Source organism: Curtobacterium herbarum (assembly GCF_016907335.1).
Taxonomy (GTDB): Bacteria; Actinomycetota; Actinomycetes; order Actinomycetales; family Microbacteriaceae; genus Curtobacterium; species Curtobacterium herbarum.
In genome coordinates, this window is the sequence record NZ_JAFBBT010000001.1 from 2,799,338 (window position 1) to 2,814,301 (window position 14,964).

General features: G+C 72.7%; 18 protein-coding genes, 1 tRNA gene and 1 pseudogene. 6 read left to right on the top strand and 14 right to left on the bottom strand.

Going from position 1 to position 14,964, the window contains the following annotated elements; all coding sequences use genetic code 11:
- Window positions 1–35 precede the first annotated feature (35 nt).
- Window positions 36–539, top strand: a complete 504-nt coding sequence (locus tag JOD51_RS13275; protein WP_204609250.1) for a DoxX-related protein — start codon at window positions 36–38, stop codon at window positions 537–539.
- Window positions 540–567: 28 nt separating this feature from the next.
- Here the strand turns inward: JOD51_RS13275 and JOD51_RS13280 are convergent, their stop codons facing one another.
- From JOD51_RS13280 to JOD51_RS13290, 3 genes are all read right to left on the bottom strand, one after another.
- Entirely contained in the window at window positions 568–747 is a 180-nt protein-coding gene (locus tag JOD51_RS13280) for a hypothetical protein (protein WP_204609252.1), read from the bottom strand.
- A gap of 168 nt (window positions 748–915) precedes the next feature.
- On the bottom strand, window positions 916–1,983 hold the full coding sequence (locus JOD51_RS13285; RefSeq protein ID WP_204609254.1) for an amidohydrolase family protein: 1,068 nt from the start codon (window positions 1,981–1,983) through the stop codon (window positions 916–918).
- A gap of 128 nt (window positions 1,984–2,111) precedes the next feature.
- A complete protein-coding gene (locus JOD51_RS13290) occupies window positions 2,112–3,293 on the bottom strand; it encodes an ABC transporter permease (RefSeq protein ID WP_204609256.1) in 1,182 nt (393 codons plus the stop codon).
- Window positions 3,294–3,362: 69 nt separating this feature from the next.
- On the opposite strand from JOD51_RS13290, the gene JOD51_RS13295 reads away from it, so the two are divergent.
- Window positions 3,363–3,974: a TetR/AcrR family transcriptional regulator gene (locus JOD51_RS13295; RefSeq protein WP_204609258.1), complete on the top strand. Its 612-nt coding sequence runs from the start codon at window positions 3,363–3,365 to the stop codon at window positions 3,972–3,974.
- 72 nt (window positions 3,975–4,046) lie between these two features.
- Here JOD51_RS13295 and JOD51_RS13300 read toward each other — a convergent pair whose 3' ends face one another.
- Window positions 4,047–4,712 carry an SDR family NAD(P)-dependent oxidoreductase gene (locus JOD51_RS13300; protein ID WP_204609260.1) on the bottom strand — a complete coding sequence of 222 codons (666 nt, stop codon included), beginning with the start codon at window positions 4,710–4,712 and terminating at the stop codon, window positions 4,047–4,049.
- 116 nt (window positions 4,713–4,828) lie between these two features.
- Here JOD51_RS13300 and JOD51_RS13305 point away from each other — a divergent pair, with 116 nt between their 5' ends.
- Window positions 4,829–5,398, top strand: coding sequence for a TetR/AcrR family transcriptional regulator (locus JOD51_RS13305; RefSeq protein ID WP_204609262.1), 570 nt, complete (start codon window positions 4,829–4,831; stop codon window positions 5,396–5,398).
- A 64-nt stretch (window positions 5,399–5,462) separates the two neighbouring features.
- Here JOD51_RS13305 and JOD51_RS13310 read toward each other — a convergent pair whose 3' ends face one another.
- Together JOD51_RS13310 and JOD51_RS13315 are read right to left on the bottom strand one after the other, a co-directional pair.
- The gene (locus tag JOD51_RS13310; RefSeq protein ID WP_204609264.1) at window positions 5,463–5,972 is read right to left on the bottom strand and encodes a hypothetical protein; all 510 of its coding nucleotides are present in this window, start codon (window positions 5,970–5,972) and stop codon (window positions 5,463–5,465) included.
- A 21-nt stretch (window positions 5,973–5,993) separates the two neighbouring features.
- Window positions 5,994–6,065: transfer RNA gene (locus JOD51_RS13315), tRNA-Gln, on the bottom strand.
- A 79-nt stretch (window positions 6,066–6,144) separates the two neighbouring features.
- Here JOD51_RS13315 and JOD51_RS13320 point away from each other — a divergent pair.
- Window positions 6,145–6,639 carry a MarR family winged helix-turn-helix transcriptional regulator gene (locus JOD51_RS13320; RefSeq protein ID WP_204609266.1) on the top strand — a complete coding sequence of 165 codons (495 nt, stop codon included), beginning with the start codon at window positions 6,145–6,147 and terminating at the stop codon, window positions 6,637–6,639.
- Between the two features lie 93 nt (window positions 6,640–6,732).
- On the opposite strand, the gene JOD51_RS13325 is transcribed toward JOD51_RS13320, so the two are convergent.
- From JOD51_RS13325 to JOD51_RS13355, 8 genes and pseudogenes are all read right to left on the bottom strand, one after another.
- Window positions 6,733–8,061, bottom strand: a complete 1,329-nt coding sequence (locus JOD51_RS13325) for an ABC-F family ATP-binding cassette domain-containing protein (RefSeq protein WP_443651561.1) — start codon at window positions 8,059–8,061, stop codon at window positions 6,733–6,735.
- 56 nt (window positions 8,062–8,117) lie between these two features.
- Window positions 8,118–8,865, bottom strand: a pseudogene (locus tag JOD51_RS17685) (ATP-binding cassette domain-containing protein); the annotation flags it as partial.
- Window positions 8,835–9,506, bottom strand: coding sequence for a hypothetical protein (locus JOD51_RS13330; protein WP_204609270.1), 672 nt, complete (start codon window positions 9,504–9,506; stop codon window positions 8,835–8,837). The pseudogene JOD51_RS17685 and the gene JOD51_RS13330, both read right to left, overlap by 31 nt.
- Entirely contained in the window at window positions 9,503–9,901 is a 399-nt protein-coding gene (locus tag JOD51_RS13335) for a PLD nuclease N-terminal domain-containing protein (protein ID WP_204609273.1), read from the bottom strand. Before JOD51_RS13335 ends, JOD51_RS13330 begins: the two co-directional genes overlap by 4 nt.
- A gap of 92 nt (window positions 9,902–9,993) precedes the next feature.
- Complete coding sequence (locus tag JOD51_RS13340) at window positions 9,994–10,431, bottom strand: molybdenum cofactor biosynthesis protein MoaE (RefSeq protein WP_204609275.1); 438 nt, start codon at window positions 10,429–10,431, stop codon at window positions 9,994–9,996.
- On the bottom strand, window positions 10,428–10,943 hold the full coding sequence (locus JOD51_RS13345; RefSeq protein ID WP_204609278.1) for a MogA/MoaB family molybdenum cofactor biosynthesis protein: 516 nt from the start codon (window positions 10,941–10,943) through the stop codon (window positions 10,428–10,430). The genes JOD51_RS13340 and JOD51_RS13345 overlap by 4 nt, the downstream gene beginning before the upstream one ends.
- On the bottom strand, window positions 10,940–11,410 hold the full coding sequence (moaC, locus tag JOD51_RS13350) for a cyclic pyranopterin monophosphate synthase MoaC (RefSeq protein WP_204609280.1): 471 nt from the start codon (window positions 11,408–11,410) through the stop codon (window positions 10,940–10,942). Before moaC ends, JOD51_RS13345 begins: the two co-directional genes overlap by 4 nt.
- Window positions 11,407–12,705: a molybdopterin molybdotransferase MoeA gene (locus JOD51_RS13355; protein WP_204609282.1), complete on the bottom strand. Its 1,299-nt coding sequence runs from the start codon at window positions 12,703–12,705 to the stop codon at window positions 11,407–11,409. The genes moaC and JOD51_RS13355 overlap by 4 nt, the downstream gene beginning before the upstream one ends.
- A 121-nt stretch (window positions 12,706–12,826) precedes the next feature.
- Between JOD51_RS13355 and JOD51_RS13360 the strand changes: the two genes are divergently transcribed.
- Window positions 12,827–13,705, top strand: a complete 879-nt coding sequence (locus JOD51_RS13360) for an MTAP family purine nucleoside phosphorylase (protein ID WP_204609284.1) — start codon at window positions 12,827–12,829, stop codon at window positions 13,703–13,705.
- The gene (locus tag JOD51_RS13365; protein ID WP_204609286.1) at window positions 13,702–14,772 is read left to right on the top strand and encodes an NAD-dependent epimerase/dehydratase family protein; all 1,071 of its coding nucleotides are present in this window, start codon (window positions 13,702–13,704) and stop codon (window positions 14,770–14,772) included. The genes JOD51_RS13360 and JOD51_RS13365 overlap by 4 nt, the downstream gene beginning before the upstream one ends.
- The last annotated feature ends 192 nt before the right edge of the window (window positions 14,773–14,964 follow it).

A 14,964-nucleotide genomic window follows, 5' to 3' on the forward strand; every position in this document is an offset into this window, starting at 1 on the left:
CTGCCACGCGTCCGACACCGCCACCAGGAGGCACCATGTCCCTGCTCGTCCCGCTCCTGATCGGCCTGCTGGGCACCCGGTCCGCCACGGCGATCGCCACGAGGAAGGGTGTGAGGTGGGTGCGGCCCTGGTCCTCGTGGCCGGCGGCAGCCGGGATCGCCATCGCCGCCGTGCTCCTCGCCGCCTCGGGCACGCACTTCCGGGAACCGCAGCGAACGGGCCTGGTCGCCATCGTGCCCGAGCCTCTGCCGGCCGGCGCCGTCGTGACCGCGACGGGCCTGCTGGAGCGGGTGCTCGCTGCGAGCCTCGTGTTCCCCCGGAGCCGCCGAGCCGGCGCTGCGGGTGCGGGCCTCCTGCTCGTGGCCATGTTCCCCGCGAACGTCGTCGCCGCTCGCGGGGTCTCGGAGCCGTCTGCGCCGAACACGCCCCTCGTCCGGCGGACGCTGCTGCAGCTGCTGCTCCTGGCCGTGTGCGGGCTGGCGGCGCGCAGACCGACGGCGGCCCGCCACCGTACCGGCCGTCGGACCACCTCGGCGTGAGCTGGACTCCGGCGGCCGATCGGTCGTCCTAGTAGTGGATGAACCAGCCCAGGCTGCCCTGGTCGCCGCCTCCGTGGCTGACCTCCGCGTGGACCGAGGTTGGGGCCGTGCTCGCCTGCGCGGTGAACGCGGGTGCGAGGCTGCCGGCGGCGATGACGCCCAGGCCGACGACGAGCACTCCCTTGGACAGTGTGGTCAGACGCTTCATGGTGATCTCCTCGTGGTGGGTGGCACGCCCGCAGCGATGTGGTCGACCGTCGTTCCGGAGCGTGATCGGTTTCGCAAGACGATCGTATGGCGATGACCGCGCTGAGTGGCTGAGGACGGGTTCAGCCGGCGGCGCAACGGGTCGTCTGCGACTCGGCGGCCGTGTGGTTCACGGGGCGTCGACTCCCGCCAAGCGGGGGAAGAGCTGTTCGGCGGCGGTCCGGTGCACCTCGCCCAGTCGCTCTGCACCCGGGCCGTCGTAGGTGTCGAGGTCGTGGTCGAAGCGGGCGGTCCAGTCCGGGTGCGCGTAGGGGAAGTCGCTGCCGTAGAGGACGTGGCCGGGCTCCGCGAAGGCCAGGAGTGACGGCAGCGACGTCGGCGTCGCAGACAGCGCCGTGTCGAAGTAGAACTTGCGCAGCCCCGCCTGGATGCTCTCCGGCGTGGTCCCGGGGTTGAACATCGCGGCGGCGCTGAACCGGCTCGCGGCGTAGGGCAGGAACCCGCCGGCGTGGGAGAGGATCACGCGGAGGTCCGGGTGACGGTCGAACACGCCGTGGGCCACGAGGTCGACGGCCGTGCGGGTGGTGTCGAACGGGAAGTCCAGCAGCGCGGTGGGCATGCCGGGCAGCTGCTGGATCGGCGGGGCGGTGGGATGGACGAAGACCACGGCCGAGCGTGCCGCGAGCTCGGCCCACAGCGGCTCGTACGCGAGATCGCCGAGGTACCGCCCGTGCGCGTTCGACAGCAGGAGCACACCGTCGGCGTGGAGCTCGTCGAGTGCACGCACGGCTTCGGCGACTGCGCCGTCGAAGTCCGGCAGCGGCAGCACGGCGAAGTGTCCGAAGCGGTCCGGCTGCTCCCGGACCAGTTCGGCCTGGTAGTCGTTCAGTTCGCGGGCGAGTTCGCGGGCCGCGGCGTCGTCACCGAAGTGGACACCCGGGGCGCTGATCGACAGGATCCCGGTCTCGATCCCGACCTCGTCCATCATCGCGATCGCCCCTCGGGGGCTCCACTCCGGCATCGACCAGCCGCCGATGGCCCGAGGACCGCGTCGCGGCGCCGTCCCGCCGTCCGCACCCCACGGATCCCACTGCGCGGATCCTCCGGTCGGGGCCGGCGCGTCCCCCGGCGCGCCGGACACGGCGCCGGCCCCCATCGCTCTCGATCCTGCCGCTGCCAGCGCCTCGAAGTAGCGGGGCGGGAGCAGGTGCTGGTGGACGTCGATCTTTCCGGGCATGGTGCGGTCCTCCGATCGCCCTCGGTGGTGAGGGCGGGTTGTGTCTCAGAAGTGGTGGTGGTGGTGGGCCTCCGCCGTTCGGACCGGAAACCGATCGACCGGTGGAGGACGCCCGCGTCCCGATGCGTTCAGGGCGACGGCGCCAGCGGCAGGAGCGCCGAACCGGACGCGACCGTGGCGGTCTCGGTGCCGGGAGCAGACGGCACGGACGCCTGTCCACGGCCGGCTCCGGAACGAGCCGCGGCTTCGCGCCGGTTCCGGATGAGCATCGCCGTCAGGGTGAGGAGGATGCCGGCAACCGCCCAGATGCTCAGCCGGATGATCGGGGCGGCGACCGCGGCCCCGTCGAAGTACTGGACGGACCGCAGCAGGTCGAGCGCGTCGCCCTGCGGGAAGACGGAGTAGAGCGTCTGGAAGAAGTCGTTGAGGACGTGGATCCCGAGTGGCCCGCCGGAGGACGTGTTCCCGAGGATCACCAGGGCGAGTGTCATGGCCAGGGCCGCGATGGTCCCGCCCAGTGCGGCGACGCCCGTGACCGCTCCGCCGATGGCGACTCCGGTCAGCCAGAGGATCCCGAACACCGCCCAGGGACCGACGGTCACCGCCCCGAGTGCGGCGTCGATCCACAGCGTGATCAGTCCGGCGAGGAGACCGGCGTAGAGCACGAGGACGATGCTGCGCTCGACGAACTTCGCCGCCGTGTCGACCGTGCCGAGGATGCGCCCGAACACCGTCGCACCGAGGGCAGCACCGAGCCCCGCGAAGAGGATCGCGTAGAACTCGATCGACCCGACCGGGTCCTTCTTCGGCAGGGGTGCGAGGTCCGTGGCCGTGTTGGTGGTCCGCAGCTTCGCCGCGATCGAGTCGCCGATACCGGACACTGCCTGGCCGAGACCGCGCCCACCGCCGCTGGCGATGTAGGTGGTGACGCCGGCGCCCTTCCCCGGCGCCGGCAGGACGACGGCGCCGTCGACGTCACGGTCGAGCACCGCGGAGCGCGCCTGCCGTGCAGACCCCACGACCGTGACGTCCAGTGATCCCTGCTGCTCGAGCGCGACGATCGCATCGGCGTCGCCGGTGACTGCGAGGTGGACGTTGTTCGGCGTGGGGTTGCCGAACGCGCTCGAGTAGCTCGTCAGCATCGCCATCGCCAGGAGGAGGATCGCGATCCCACCGAGGACCAGGTTCCGGTAGCGGTGGGCTGAGCCCGGCCCTTCGGAGTCCAGCGAGCCGCCGGCGACGGCCGCTTCGAACTCGGGGTGCTGCGGGACGTCGCCTCGGCGAGGTGCCGTCTCAGTCGCGTGTGTCATGACTTCCTTTACAGTTGTCCAATAGATGGCAAACGTACATCAGAGATCAGACCCTGGCAAGATGGACGCATGCCCGACCCAACGAGCACGGCGACACTCGGACTGCAGCGCGTGGACCCGCGGGTCACCCGCACCCGCGCGGCCCTCATCCGGGCACTGGCGGCCCTGGTGTCCGAGGCGCCGAAGGGCGAGACGATCTCGATGAGCGCGGTGGCGCAGCGAGCCGGCTTGAGCAGACAGGCGCTCCACAACCACTACGGCAACGTCGGCGACCTCGCCACCGACGTCTGGATCGGCCGCCTGCTCGACGACTGGGTCCCCCTCGACCAGAGCGCGGCGAACCTCCCGCAGGCCCTCACCGACGCAGTCCGGGCGCGCGGCATCGAACCGTTGCTCACCGCGGGGCGAGCGGATCGGGAGTTCTTCGACAAGCTCCGCGCCATCCCACGCGGCGAGCGCGTCGCCGAGGTGCTGGCGTCGGCGATGACGACGTGGCTGACCGAGTCGGATCACGATCACCATCGACCGGAGATCGCACTCAGCGGGGACGCACGCACGTTCACGATCGGCGGCATGATCGCGCTCGTGTCGACCTGGCAGATGGCCGACGAGCCGCCGAGCACCGCACAGCAGGTCGCCACGCTCAGGTCGTTCGCAGCGGCCGCCGCAGCCGCCGGCTGACCGGGGAAGCGCGACGGCCCGGAAGTCGGGACGGGCATCCCGCCCGGGCCGGCAGCCCGGGCGGGAGACGCGTCAGCCGTCGTACGCGACGTAGTGCAGTTCGGCGTCCCGCTTCTCGTCGTGGAGCCTCACGTAGGACTGCGCGATGACCGCCGGCTCGGCGTCCGGTCGCCCGCCTCCGATCAGTGCGGTGATGGCGACGAAGGCGACGTAGACGCCCTGCTCCGCCAGGGCCGCGTGGAGGTTGAGCGTCCAGTTGCGGAGCCCCGCCGCGGCGATGTTGACGTTCCCGCGGACCGGCGTCGGCGCGAGTGCACCGCCGCCGGTCGTCACGAGTACCGTGCCGGCACCTGCGGCGACCATGTCCGGCAGGACCGCACCGACGGCGGCGATCGCACCCCCGAGGTAGAAGTCGATCTGCGGCTGCAGGTTCTCCATCGTCACGTCCACGGCGTCGACCGACTCCAGAGCCCGGTCGGCCGGGGAGAACTCGAGGACGTCGATCGGGCCGAGCGCTTCCCGGATCGAGCGGAGTGCGTTCCTGATCGTGTCGGGCGCGCCGACGTCGGCCGTGAACCCGCGGGCCTGGATGCCCTCCGCGGTGAGCTGGGCGGCGAGGGCGTCCACTCTCGATCGGTCGCGGGCCACGAGGGCGACGTCGAAGCCCTTCTGCCCGAACGCCCGGGCGATCGCGAGCCCCAGGCCGGGTCCTGCTCCGATGATGGTGATGAGGGGCATGGTGCGTCCTTCCGTGGCCCGCGGGTGGGACCTGGTGTCGGTGCCGTATGTTGAGGTCATCCTCAAGTCCCGTTGAGCATATGTTGAGACCGCCCTCAAGATCCTCCGGAGTCGCTGTGACCACCGCACCCCGCCTGCGCCGAGACGCGCAGGCGAACGTCGAGAAGCTGCGCGCCGCCGCCATCGCGGTCTTCTCACGGCGAGGGCTGTCCGCGCCGCTGGAGGACATCGCCCGCGAGGCCGGCGTGAGCATCGGGACGCTCTACAACCGCATCGGGTCGCGCGAAGACCTCATCGACGCCGTCGTGCCCGACATCGCGGGCGCGAAGCTCCGGACCCTCCGGGAACGGACACTGGCCCAGGACACCCCGCGCGCACAGTTGGAGACCTTCATCGCCGAGATGATCGACCTGCAGCGGAGCGACCCGGCCATGAACGACGCGATGCTCCGTCGGTACCCCGACGCCGTCCTCCTCATCAACGCGTGCGAACGGTCGATGGCGCTCGGAGCGGAACTCGTCGCCAACGCCCACACTGCCGGAGTGCTCGCCGAGGACTTCACCACCGATGACCTGATGACCGTGCTCTGGATGGCGGGGATGGCCAGCCACGACCCTGGTGCGCCCGACGGATGGCGCCGGGTCGTCGACCGCAGCGTCTCCGCAGCCTGGACCGCCAGGGCATGACGTCGACCGCTGGTCACTGACCGACCACCACCGCATCCCGCGGTCGCGTCAGACCTCGGTCGCGTTACCGCTCGGCCGTGTCACCCTGGCGACGAACCATGTCGGCGTAGTCGCCCTCGGCGCACTCGGACTCCGCCGTCAGCGCGTACCCACGAGGGTCGGCGGAGAAGTCGACGGAGGTCGTCGGGCCGCCGGCGCCGCGGATCCCCACGATCGGATCGGCACCGCCGCTCTGGTACCGCTCGGTGGTCACACCCCGCTGCTTCCACAGCTGTTCGATCGCGTCGACGTCAGCGTGCGGGTCGTCCCCGGCCGGGCGGTCGACGATGAGGACCCACGAGACGCCGTCGCCCGTCGTGCACGGGCTGAGCCCGGCACCTCCCCGGGGCGTCCAGTCCCCGCCGAGCGTCGCCGTCGAGCGGTCGACGAACGCGGTGACGGACTGCTTCGCCGCATCGGGCGTGATCGAGGTCGCGCTCGTCTCGTCGGGTGGGACCGGTGTCGCTCGACAGCCCGTCACGAGGAGTGCCGTGGCTGCGAGGACCGCGCTCACGGCGAGGGTCTTCGGGATCATCGTCACCTCGTCTGCACGGAGCTCCGCCTCCAGGATTCGAACCCGGACCTAACGGCACCAAAGGCCGTCGTGCTGCCATTACACCAAGGCGGAACACCCCCGGAGGAGCCCGACCATCCTCCCATGTGCCCGACACTGGTCGTGCGCCGCCGATCCACGCCATGATGGACGGATGCCGCCAGAGGACGAGGTCGACCGGATCGTCGCGGCGTGGGGCCGGGAGCGACCGGACCTGGACTTCGCCCCACTCGACGTGCTGTCCCGGGTGGACCGACTCGCCCGGCACCTGGACCGGGCCCGGCGGCAGGCGTTCGACGCGGGCGGCATGGAGCCGTGGGAGTTCGACGTCCTGTCGGCACTGCGGCGGGCGGGCGACCCGTACGAGCTGAGCCCGAAGACCCTGCTGCAGCAGACGCTCGTGTCGAGTGGCACGATGACGAACCGGGTGGACCGGCTGGCCTCGCGCGGACTGGTGGCACGCCGGACGGACCCCCGGGACGGCCGCGGCATCCTGGTGTCCCTGACGGCCGCCGGACGTCGGGCGGTGGACGCCGCCATTGCGGACCTGCTCCGGGCGGAGCGGGACATCCTCGCCGGGGTGTCCGACGCCGACCAGGGTCAGTTGGCGGGACTGCTACGCCGACTCATCCTGGGCCTCGGCGACTAGCCCCCGTCCGGCAGGACCACGGCTGCCCGCCAGCCCGGCAGCCGGCAGGAGCCCGGCCGCCCGGCAGCAGCCCGGCAGCAGCCCAACGTCCCGCTACACCCCGAGCTGCTCCGCGACCTCGAGCCACCGCTCCTCGAGCTGCTCGACCTCGGCGTCCAACGCACCGAGCTCCGCCTGCAGCTTCCCGAGCCCCTCGTAGTCGGTCTGGTCGTGCGCGCCGAACGCCTCGAGCCGCTTCTTTCGGTCCAGGGCGAGCTTGCTGATACGGCGGTCGAGCGCCGACATCTCCTTCTCCACCACGCGACGCTCCGCGCCGGAGAGCGTCGGCGCAGCCGCCGTCCCTGCCGGACGCAGCCCCGAGGCGGCGGCGACGGCGGAGGACCCAGCCGTGTCGGGCCTCCCGGCCGATGCCGCGGCAGCAGCCGACGCCGTCCCGCCACCGGTGCCCGCGGCACGCAGCTTCATGTACTCGTCGACGCCACCGGGAAGGTGGCGGAGGTGGCCACCGAGGACCGCGTACTGCTGGTCGGTGACACGCTCGAGCAGGTACCGGTCGTGACTGACGACGAGCAGGGTGCCCGGCCAGGTGTCGAGGAGGTCCTCCATCGCGGCGAGCATGTCCGTGTCGAGGTCGTTCGTGGGCTCGTCGAGGATCAGCACGTTCGGCTCGTCGAGCAGGATGAGCATGAGCTGGAGGCGGCGCTTCTGCCCGCCGGACAGGTCCTTCACCGGGGTGGAGAGCTGCTCCGACGTGAACCCGAGGCGCTCGAGCAGCTGCGACGGCGTCATCTCCTTGCCGTCGGCGACGTAGCTGGTCTTCTTGCGTGCGACGACCTCGCGGACCCGGTCGTCGGCGAACTGGGCGAGGTCGGCGAGCTGCTGGTCGAGGACCGCGATCTGCACCGTCTTGCCCGTCTTCACCCGGCCGGTGGTGGGCTGGAGCTTGCCGGAGACCAGGTTGAGCAGCGTCGACTTGCCGGCACCGTTCGGGCCGAGGATGCCGGTCCGCTCACCGGGGGCGATGCGCCACTCGATGTCCTCGATGATCATCGTCCCGTCGAAGGACACGCCCGCGTCGATCAGGTCCACGACGTCCTTGCCGAGGCGCGCCGTCGCCATCTGGGACAGCGCGACGGTGTCGCGGATCGGCGGCACGTCGTCGATCAGGGCGTTCGCCGCGTCGATGCGGAACTTCGGCTTGCTCGTCCGGGCGGGGGCACCGCGGCGGAGCCAGGCGAGCTCCTTGCGGGCCAGGTTCTGGCGGCGCTGCTCGCTCGATGCCGCCTGCCGGTCACGCTCCACGCGCTGCAGGATGTACGCGGCGTAGCCGCCCTCGAAGGGCTCGACGACGCCGTCGTGCACCTCCCACGTGTCGGTCGACACGGCGTCGAGGAACCACCGGTCGTGGGTCACGACGACCATGCCGCCCTGGTTCGCCGACCACCGTCGGTTGATGTGCTCGGCCAGCCACTGGATGCCCTCGACGTCCAGGTGGTTGGTCGGCTCGTCGAGGAACAGCACGTCCCAGTCGCCGACCAGGAGGCGCGCCAACGCCACCCGACGCCGCTGCCCGCCCGACAGCTCGTCGACCGTGACGTCCCAGGGGATGTCCGAGACGAGGCCACCGATGACGTCGCGGATCTTCGCGTCGCCGGCCCACTCGTGCTCGGCGAGGTCACCGACGACCACCTGCCCGACGGTCATGCCCTCGGGCAGGATGTCGCGCTGGTCGAGGTACCCGATCGTCACCCCGCGCCGGTGCGTCACCCGGCCGCCGTCCGGTTCCAGACGCTGCGCGAGGAGGGAGAGCAGCGTCGACTTGCCGTCGCCGTTGCGTCCGACCACGCCGATCCGGTCGCCCTCGTCGAGGCCGATGGTGACGCTGTCGAAGACGACACGGGTGGGGAACTCGAGATGCACGTTCTCGGCGCCGAGGAGATGAGCCACCTGACCAGGGTAGGCGGTCGGCCGGCCGGTTCCGTTTGGCTGCGTCGGTTTCGGCTGCCGGCTGCGCCGGGTCCGGCTGCCGGCTGGGCCGGTTCCGACCGGCTGCGCCGGTTCCGACCGGCTGGGCACGACGAGATCCGACTCGAACCGTGGGATCCCGTGGCGCGAGGCCGATGTCGTTGTGCGGGTCCGGCCCGCGCCGCCGGTCCGGCTCGCGCCGGGTCGGGCTGCCGGTCGGGAGGCGCGGCTCAGGCCGTGCGGTCGAGGAACGCCCGCCACTGCTCCCGCTGCGTCGTCACGACGAGGAACATCGCCCCGAACACGAGCGCGAGGACACCTTCGACCCAGAGCATGAGGTCGTCGCTCGCCGCGAGTGACTGCCCTGCTGCCAACGGCACCCACCCCGCGGTGAACCAGACGGCCCACTCGCTCTGCACCAGTCGCACCTTCGCGAGACGTCGGAGGACCCGGACCCGGTGGGGCTCCGCGGGCGCGCGACCGCGGAGGACCCGCTCGACCCCACGCCGTTCCCGCATCGACAGGCCGGACAGCGGGTCGGACCACATCGCCCGCCAGGAGTGCGCGCGACCTGCCCGGACGACCCGTGCGCCCCCGATCCCCCAGACGACCAGTCCCAGCGCGAGGAGGACCGACCCGATGAGGAGCTGCGTGTCCGACGGCTCCCGGGAGGGCACCGTCGTCTGCACGGCCGACCACACGCCGACCGCACCGGCGAGCACGACCAGCGCGGCCGCCGTGACGAGCCGCACGCGGAGACGTCGGCGACCGTGGTCGGCGACGCCTGGTTCGTCGCCACCGGACAGGACGGCGGACCGCTGCTCGACGACGTCCCACCGGCGGTCGTCGAACGAGAGCGCTGGGACGTCGTCCCAGTCGTCGGGCCGGGAGGCGCGACTCACGACGCCGACGTCGCGTCGCCCTCGCCTGCGGCGTCCTTCGCCCGCTTCAGGCGCGCCTGCGCTTCCCAGTACTCGATCTCCCGCTCGAGCTCGGCGAGTTCCTGCTCGGTGCTCGAGACACGCTTGTCGCCGTGCGCGCTCTTGGCGGCGCCGAGCGTGGCGTAGCGGTCCTCGTGGCGGGTGGGTTCGAGGTAGCGCCCGTGGTTCCGGGGTCCGGCCGCCCAGTCGTGCCCGATCGCGAACCAGACGATGCTGCCGACGACGGGCAGCAGGATCACGAGGATGATCCATGCGACCTTCGGTAGCCCCCGCACCTCGCTGTCGGTGCGCGTGATGATGTCGATCAGCGCGAACACGAGCAGGACGACGCCCACGCCGGACAGCAGGATTCCCATGGCTCCGGATCCTATGGGTCCGCTGTGTCCTCCCGCTACGCCCGACTTCGCGGGCCGGGCCGGGCGGGCTGCGGTCAGGCGGCACGTGCCGGTCAGAGCGCCGCGACCCACTCGTCGGACCCGTCGGTGAAGCGCTGGTGCTTCCAGATCGGCACCTGTTCCTTCACGAGGTCGACCAGGGCGCCGCAGGCCGCGAAGGCCGCGGCCCGGTGCCCGGACGCGACGGCTGCGGCGAGCGCGACGTCCCCGATGCCGAGCGCGCCGACGCGGTGCAGCACGGCGATGCGGACTTCGGGGTGCTGTTCAGCGACGGTGCGGGCGACCGAGGCGATGACGTCGCCGGCGCTCGGGTGCCGCTCGTAGTCGAGCGCGGTGACGCCCTTGCCGCCGTCGTGGTCGCGGACGACCCCGGCGAAGGTGACGACGGCGCCGTCGTGGTCCGAGGCGACGACCGCGGACACCTCGTCGACGGTGATGTCCCGGTCGACGACGTCCGCCACGACGACCCGCTCGGCTGCGGTCGCGCTCACGAGGCACTCCGCGGTGCGTGGCCGTCGCCGTGCAGCTGGGCGAGCAGGTGGTCGAGGAGTCCGTCGAGCACGGCGAGCCCGTCGGCGACCCCGCCGCGGGACCCGGGCAGCGTGACGACGAAGGCCCGGCCACCGACGACCCCGGCGACCCCGCGGCTGAGCAGAGCGGTGGGTCCGGCGCCGGCGAGACCGCGGCGGCGGATCTCCTCGGCGATGCCGGGGAGTTCCAGGTCGAGCAGCGGCGCGACGGCTTCGGGGGTGCGGTCGGTCGGGGTGACGCCGGTGCCGCCGGTGGTGATGACGACCTGGGCACCGCCGGTGACGGCTGCGGTGAGGGTGTCGGCGACCGGTCCGCCGTCGGGGACGATCGCCGGGTCGCCGACGCTGAACCCGCGAGCGCGGAGCCACTCGGCGATGACGGGTCCGGTGCGGTCGAGCGCGGGGTCGGTGGCGGCGGAGGTCGAGACCACGAGGACGGCGGCGCGGCTGCGGCCGGTCGTGTCGAGCGTCATGATGCGCTCCAGTCGCCGGAACGGCCGCCGTGCTTCTCGAGCACGCGGATGTCCGTGATCGAGGCCGCCCGGTCGACGGCCTTGACCATGTCGTAGACGGTGAGCGCGGCGACGCTGGCGCCGGTCAGGGCCTCCATCTCCACCCCGGTGCGGGAGGTCGTGCGCACGGAGACCTGGATGACGACGCGGTCCTCGGTGCCGGTGATGTCGACCTCGACCCCGGCGATCGGCAGCGGGTGGCAGAGCGGGATGAGGTCGGCGGTCTTCTTCACCGCCATGATCGCCGCGATCCGGGCGGTGCCGATCACCTCGCCCTTGGGCAGCGAGCCGTCGAGGATCCGGGCAACGACGTCCGGCCGGGTGACAAGCGTCGCGGTCGCAGTGGCGGAGCGTGCGGTGACGTCCTTGTCGGAGACGTCGACCATGTGCGCGCTGCCGTCGGCGCGGACGTGGGACAGGTCGGTCATCGGATGCTCCAGACGGTCAGGACGTCGCCCGGGTCGACCTGACTGGTGCCGACCGGGACGTGGACGAGGTGCGTGGCTTCCGCGTAGTGCCAGAGCAGGTGTGAGCTCGGCCCGCCGACGAACTGCACGCGGCCGTCCACGATGGTGCCGCGCCGGACCTGGTGCTTCCCTGCGGGCGAGGTCGCCGTGTCGGCGCTCGGCAGGTCGTCGCTCGGACGGGCTCCCGGCAGTCCGGCGGCGCGGGCGAGGACGGGGCGCAGGAACACCTCGAACGAGACCAGTGCCGAGACGGGGTTGCCGGGGAAGGCGACGACGGGCACCGGCCGGCCGGCGATCACGACGCTGCCGAGGGCCTGGGGACCGCCGGGTTGCATCGCGACCGGGGTCACCTGGAGCCCCCGGGGCTCGAGCGCCTGTCGGACGACCTCGTACGCGCCCGCGCTGATGCCGCCCGTGGTGAGGACGACGTCGGCCCACTCCCCCACGGCCTGGTCGAGCGCGTCGACGAACCGTTCGGCGTCGTCGGGCACCCGGACGCGGCGGGTCTCGACGCCGACCTCGGCGAACGCGGCGGACAGCGCGACACCGTTCGCGTCGCCGATCGCCGCGCCGTCCCGCAGGTCACCGGCCGTGCCGACCCCACCGTCGTCGAGCAGCTCGCTGCCGGTCGACACGACGATGACCCGCGGACGGCGGACCACGTCGACCGTGGCGACACCGGCCCCGGCGAGCGCGCCGAGCACGGCGGGGGTGACGGGCTGCCCCGCACGGGCGATGGCGGCACCGGCGCGGAGGTCGGAACCGGCGACCCGGACGAAGGTCCCCGCGGCGAGGTCGTCCGGCACCGGCACGACGTCGGCGTCGAGGGCGGCGGGGAAGGCGCCGGCCGGGGTCGACTCCACCGGGAACACGGCGTCGGCGCCGTCGGGGATCCGCGCCCCGGTCATGATCGGTGCCGCGGTGCCCGGCTCGAGCGGCGGGGGCACGAGGCCGGCCGGGATCGGGGCGACGACGCGCAGGGTGGTGCCGGCGTCGGCAGCGCGGACGGCGAACCCGTCCATCTGGCTGTTGTTGAACGCCGGCAGCGGTGTCGGGGCGGGGACGGCCGTCGCGAGCACCCGGTACCCCCGCCCGGCACCGGACGCGACCGCCAGGTCGACGACGGACACGGTCTCGACCGGCGCCGACGCCGACGCCGAGGCCGACGCCGACCCGGATCCGGCTCCTCGTCCCCCGGGCAGCGCCGGCTCGACGAGCGCCTGGACTGCTTCCCGGTGCTGACCGATCGTTCGCACGCGCGCCTCCGAATGGTCCTGACGCGGCGCATCGGACGGTGCACCGCTCGCGGGCCGTTCCTGGCCTGCATCTGTAGCGTAACGACGGCGCCGACCAGCGCCGAGGACGACCGGAGGACCTGTGGAGAACGAGAAGACGGCAACGATCGGTGTGATCGGTGGATCCGGCCTGTACGAGCTGTTCGAGCCCGGGACCGCCGACGAGATCGACGTCCCGACCCCGTACGGCGCCACCTCGAGCCCGATCAGCATCGGCACGATGTCCGGCCGCCGGGTCGCGTTCCTCACCCGGCACGGTCGCGCGCACTCGGTCGCCCCGCACCGCATCGAGCACCGCGCGAACCTCTGGGCACTGCGCTCGCTCGGGGTCCGGGCCGTGGTCTCCTCGAGCGCCGTCGGCGGCCTGCACCCCGACTACGCCCCCGGCACCTTCGTGGTGACGGACCAGCTGATCGACCGCACGTGGGGCCGCGCCGACACCTACTTCGAGGACGAGGTGCAGCACCTCTCCTTCGCCGACCCGTTCGACCCGGTGCTCCGCCGCGCGGCGATCGACGCCATCGCAGCGCTGGACGTGCCGTTCCGCCCGACCGGCACGTGCGTCGTGATCCAGGGTCCGCGGTTCTCGAGCCGCGCCGAGTCGGTGTGGATGCGCGAGGCCGGCGGTCACACCATCAACATGACGATGTCGCCCGAGGTCCCCCTGGCCGCCGAGCTCGGCATCGGTACGGTGAACCTGTCGTTCGTCACGGACGCCGACGCGGGCCTCGCCCCTGCCACGGACGAGACCGCCAGCACGAGCACCGGCACCAGCACCGCCGGCACCGCCGACGCCGCGGCCCCGGTCACCCACCAGGCCGTGATGGACCGCCTGGCCCGCGCGAACGAGGTCATCGTCCGCGCCATCGGCTCGATCGTCGCCGCGGTCCCCGACGACTACACCCCGCGCGAACTCGTTCCGGCGAGCGCCTCCGCACGCGTGCTGGAGCGCCGCCCGTGACCCGCCTGCTCGTCACCGGTGGCGCCGGGTTCATCGGCTCGACCATCGTCCGCCAGGCCCTGGCCGCCGGGTACGAGGTGCGCGTCCTCGACTCCCTGCGCACCGACGTGCACGGAGACCCGGAGGCCGTGGTCACCGCCCACCGCACCGCCGGCATCGAGCTCGTGCACGGCGACGTCCGCGACCGGGTGGCGCTCGACGCGGCGCTGCACGAGGTCGACGTGGTCTGCCACCAGGCCGCGAAGGTCGGCCTCGGCGTCGACTTCCAGGACGCGCCCGACTACGTCTCGAGCAACGACGCCGGCACCGCGCACGTGCTCGCCGCGATGGACCGCCTGGACCTCGGCCGGCTCGTGGTCGCCAGCTCGATGGTCGTCTACGGCGAGGGTGCGTACACGACCGCGGACGGCGAGCCCCTGCGCCCGCCGGCCCGACGCCGCGAGGACCTGGACGCCGGGCAGTTCGACCCGATCGGCCCCGACGGCCGGCCGCTGCTGCCGGGCCTGATCGACGAGTCCGCAGCGCTCGACCCGCGGAACGTCTACGCGCAGACGAAGGTCGCGCAGGAGCAGCTCGCATCGTCGTGGACCCGCGCCACCGGTGGTCGTGCGATCGCGCTCCGCTACCACAACGTCTACGGCCCGGGCATGCCGGCGAACACCCCCTACGCAGGTGTCGCGTCCCTGTTCCGCTCGGCCCTCGCTCGCGGTGAGGCCCCGCGGGTCTTCGAGGACGGCGCGCAGCGACGCGACTTCGTGCACGTCGACGACGTCGCGGGCGCGAACCTCGCGGCCATCGCCGCGACCGAGTCCGCCCCGTCGGAGTCCTTCCGGGCGTTCAACGTCGGCTCCGGCACGGTCCACACGATCGGCGAGATGGCGGCCGCGATCGCCGGTCCGGACGGCCCGCAGCCGGTCGTCACCGGCGAGTACCGCCTGGGCGACGTCCGTCACGTGACCGCCTCCTCGGCCCGCATCGCCGAGGAGCTCGGCTGGCACGCGCAGGTCGACTTCACCGAGGGCATGCGCGACTTCGCGACGGCTCCGCTCCGCGCCGCGGTCCGCTGACCCGCGGGCCGACGGGTCCGGGCAGACAGGGCCGGGCCGACAGGTCCGGACCCGATCACGGGTCCTGTCACCCAGCCACCCACCGGACGGGAGGCACGTCCCCCACTCGGGGCGCGCCTCCCGTCCGTCCGGTGGTCGCGCCACCGCCACGGTGCGGAGAACGGCCAGCGGAGCGCGCGGACACGTACCCCG

Bases quoted from the DNA above. Each gene is read 5' to 3' on its own strand.
- JOD51_RS13290 (WP_204609256.1), bottom strand. From the start codon at position 3,293: ATGACACACGCGACTGAGACGGCACCTCGCCGAGGCGACGTCCCGCAG.
- JOD51_RS13320 (WP_204609266.1), top strand. From the start codon at position 6,145: ATGCCGCCAGAGGACGAGGTCGACCGGATCGTCGCGGCGTGGGGCCGG.
- JOD51_RS13345 (WP_204609278.1), bottom strand. From the start codon at position 10,943: ATGACGCTCGACACGACCGGCCGCAGCCGCGCCGCCGTCCTCGTGGTC.
- JOD51_RS13325 (WP_443651561.1), bottom strand. From the start codon at position 8,061: ATGGTCGTCGTGACCCACGACCGGTGGTTCCTCGACGCCGTGTCGACC.
- moaC (WP_204609280.1), bottom strand. From the start codon at position 11,410: ATGACCGACCTGTCCCACGTCCGCGCCGACGGCAGCGCGCACATGGTC.
- JOD51_RS13300 (WP_204609260.1), bottom strand. From the start codon at position 4,712: ATGCCCCTCATCACCATCATCGGAGCAGGACCCGGCCTGGGGCTCGCG.
- JOD51_RS13335 (WP_204609273.1), bottom strand. From the start codon at position 9,901: ATGGGAATCCTGCTGTCCGGCGTGGGCGTCGTCCTGCTCGTGTTCGCG.
- JOD51_RS13275 (WP_204609250.1), top strand. From the start codon at position 36: ATGTCCCTGCTCGTCCCGCTCCTGATCGGCCTGCTGGGCACCCGGTCC.
- JOD51_RS13280 (WP_204609252.1), bottom strand. From the start codon at position 747: ATGAAGCGTCTGACCACACTGTCCAAGGGAGTGCTCGTCGTCGGCCTG.
- JOD51_RS13310 (WP_204609264.1), bottom strand. From the start codon at position 5,972: ATGATCCCGAAGACCCTCGCCGTGAGCGCGGTCCTCGCAGCCACGGCA.
- JOD51_RS13295 (WP_204609258.1), top strand. From the start codon at position 3,363: ATGCCCGACCCAACGAGCACGGCGACACTCGGACTGCAGCGCGTGGAC.
- JOD51_RS13285 (WP_204609254.1), bottom strand. From the start codon at position 1,983: ATGCCCGGAAAGATCGACGTCCACCAGCACCTGCTCCCGCCCCGCTAC.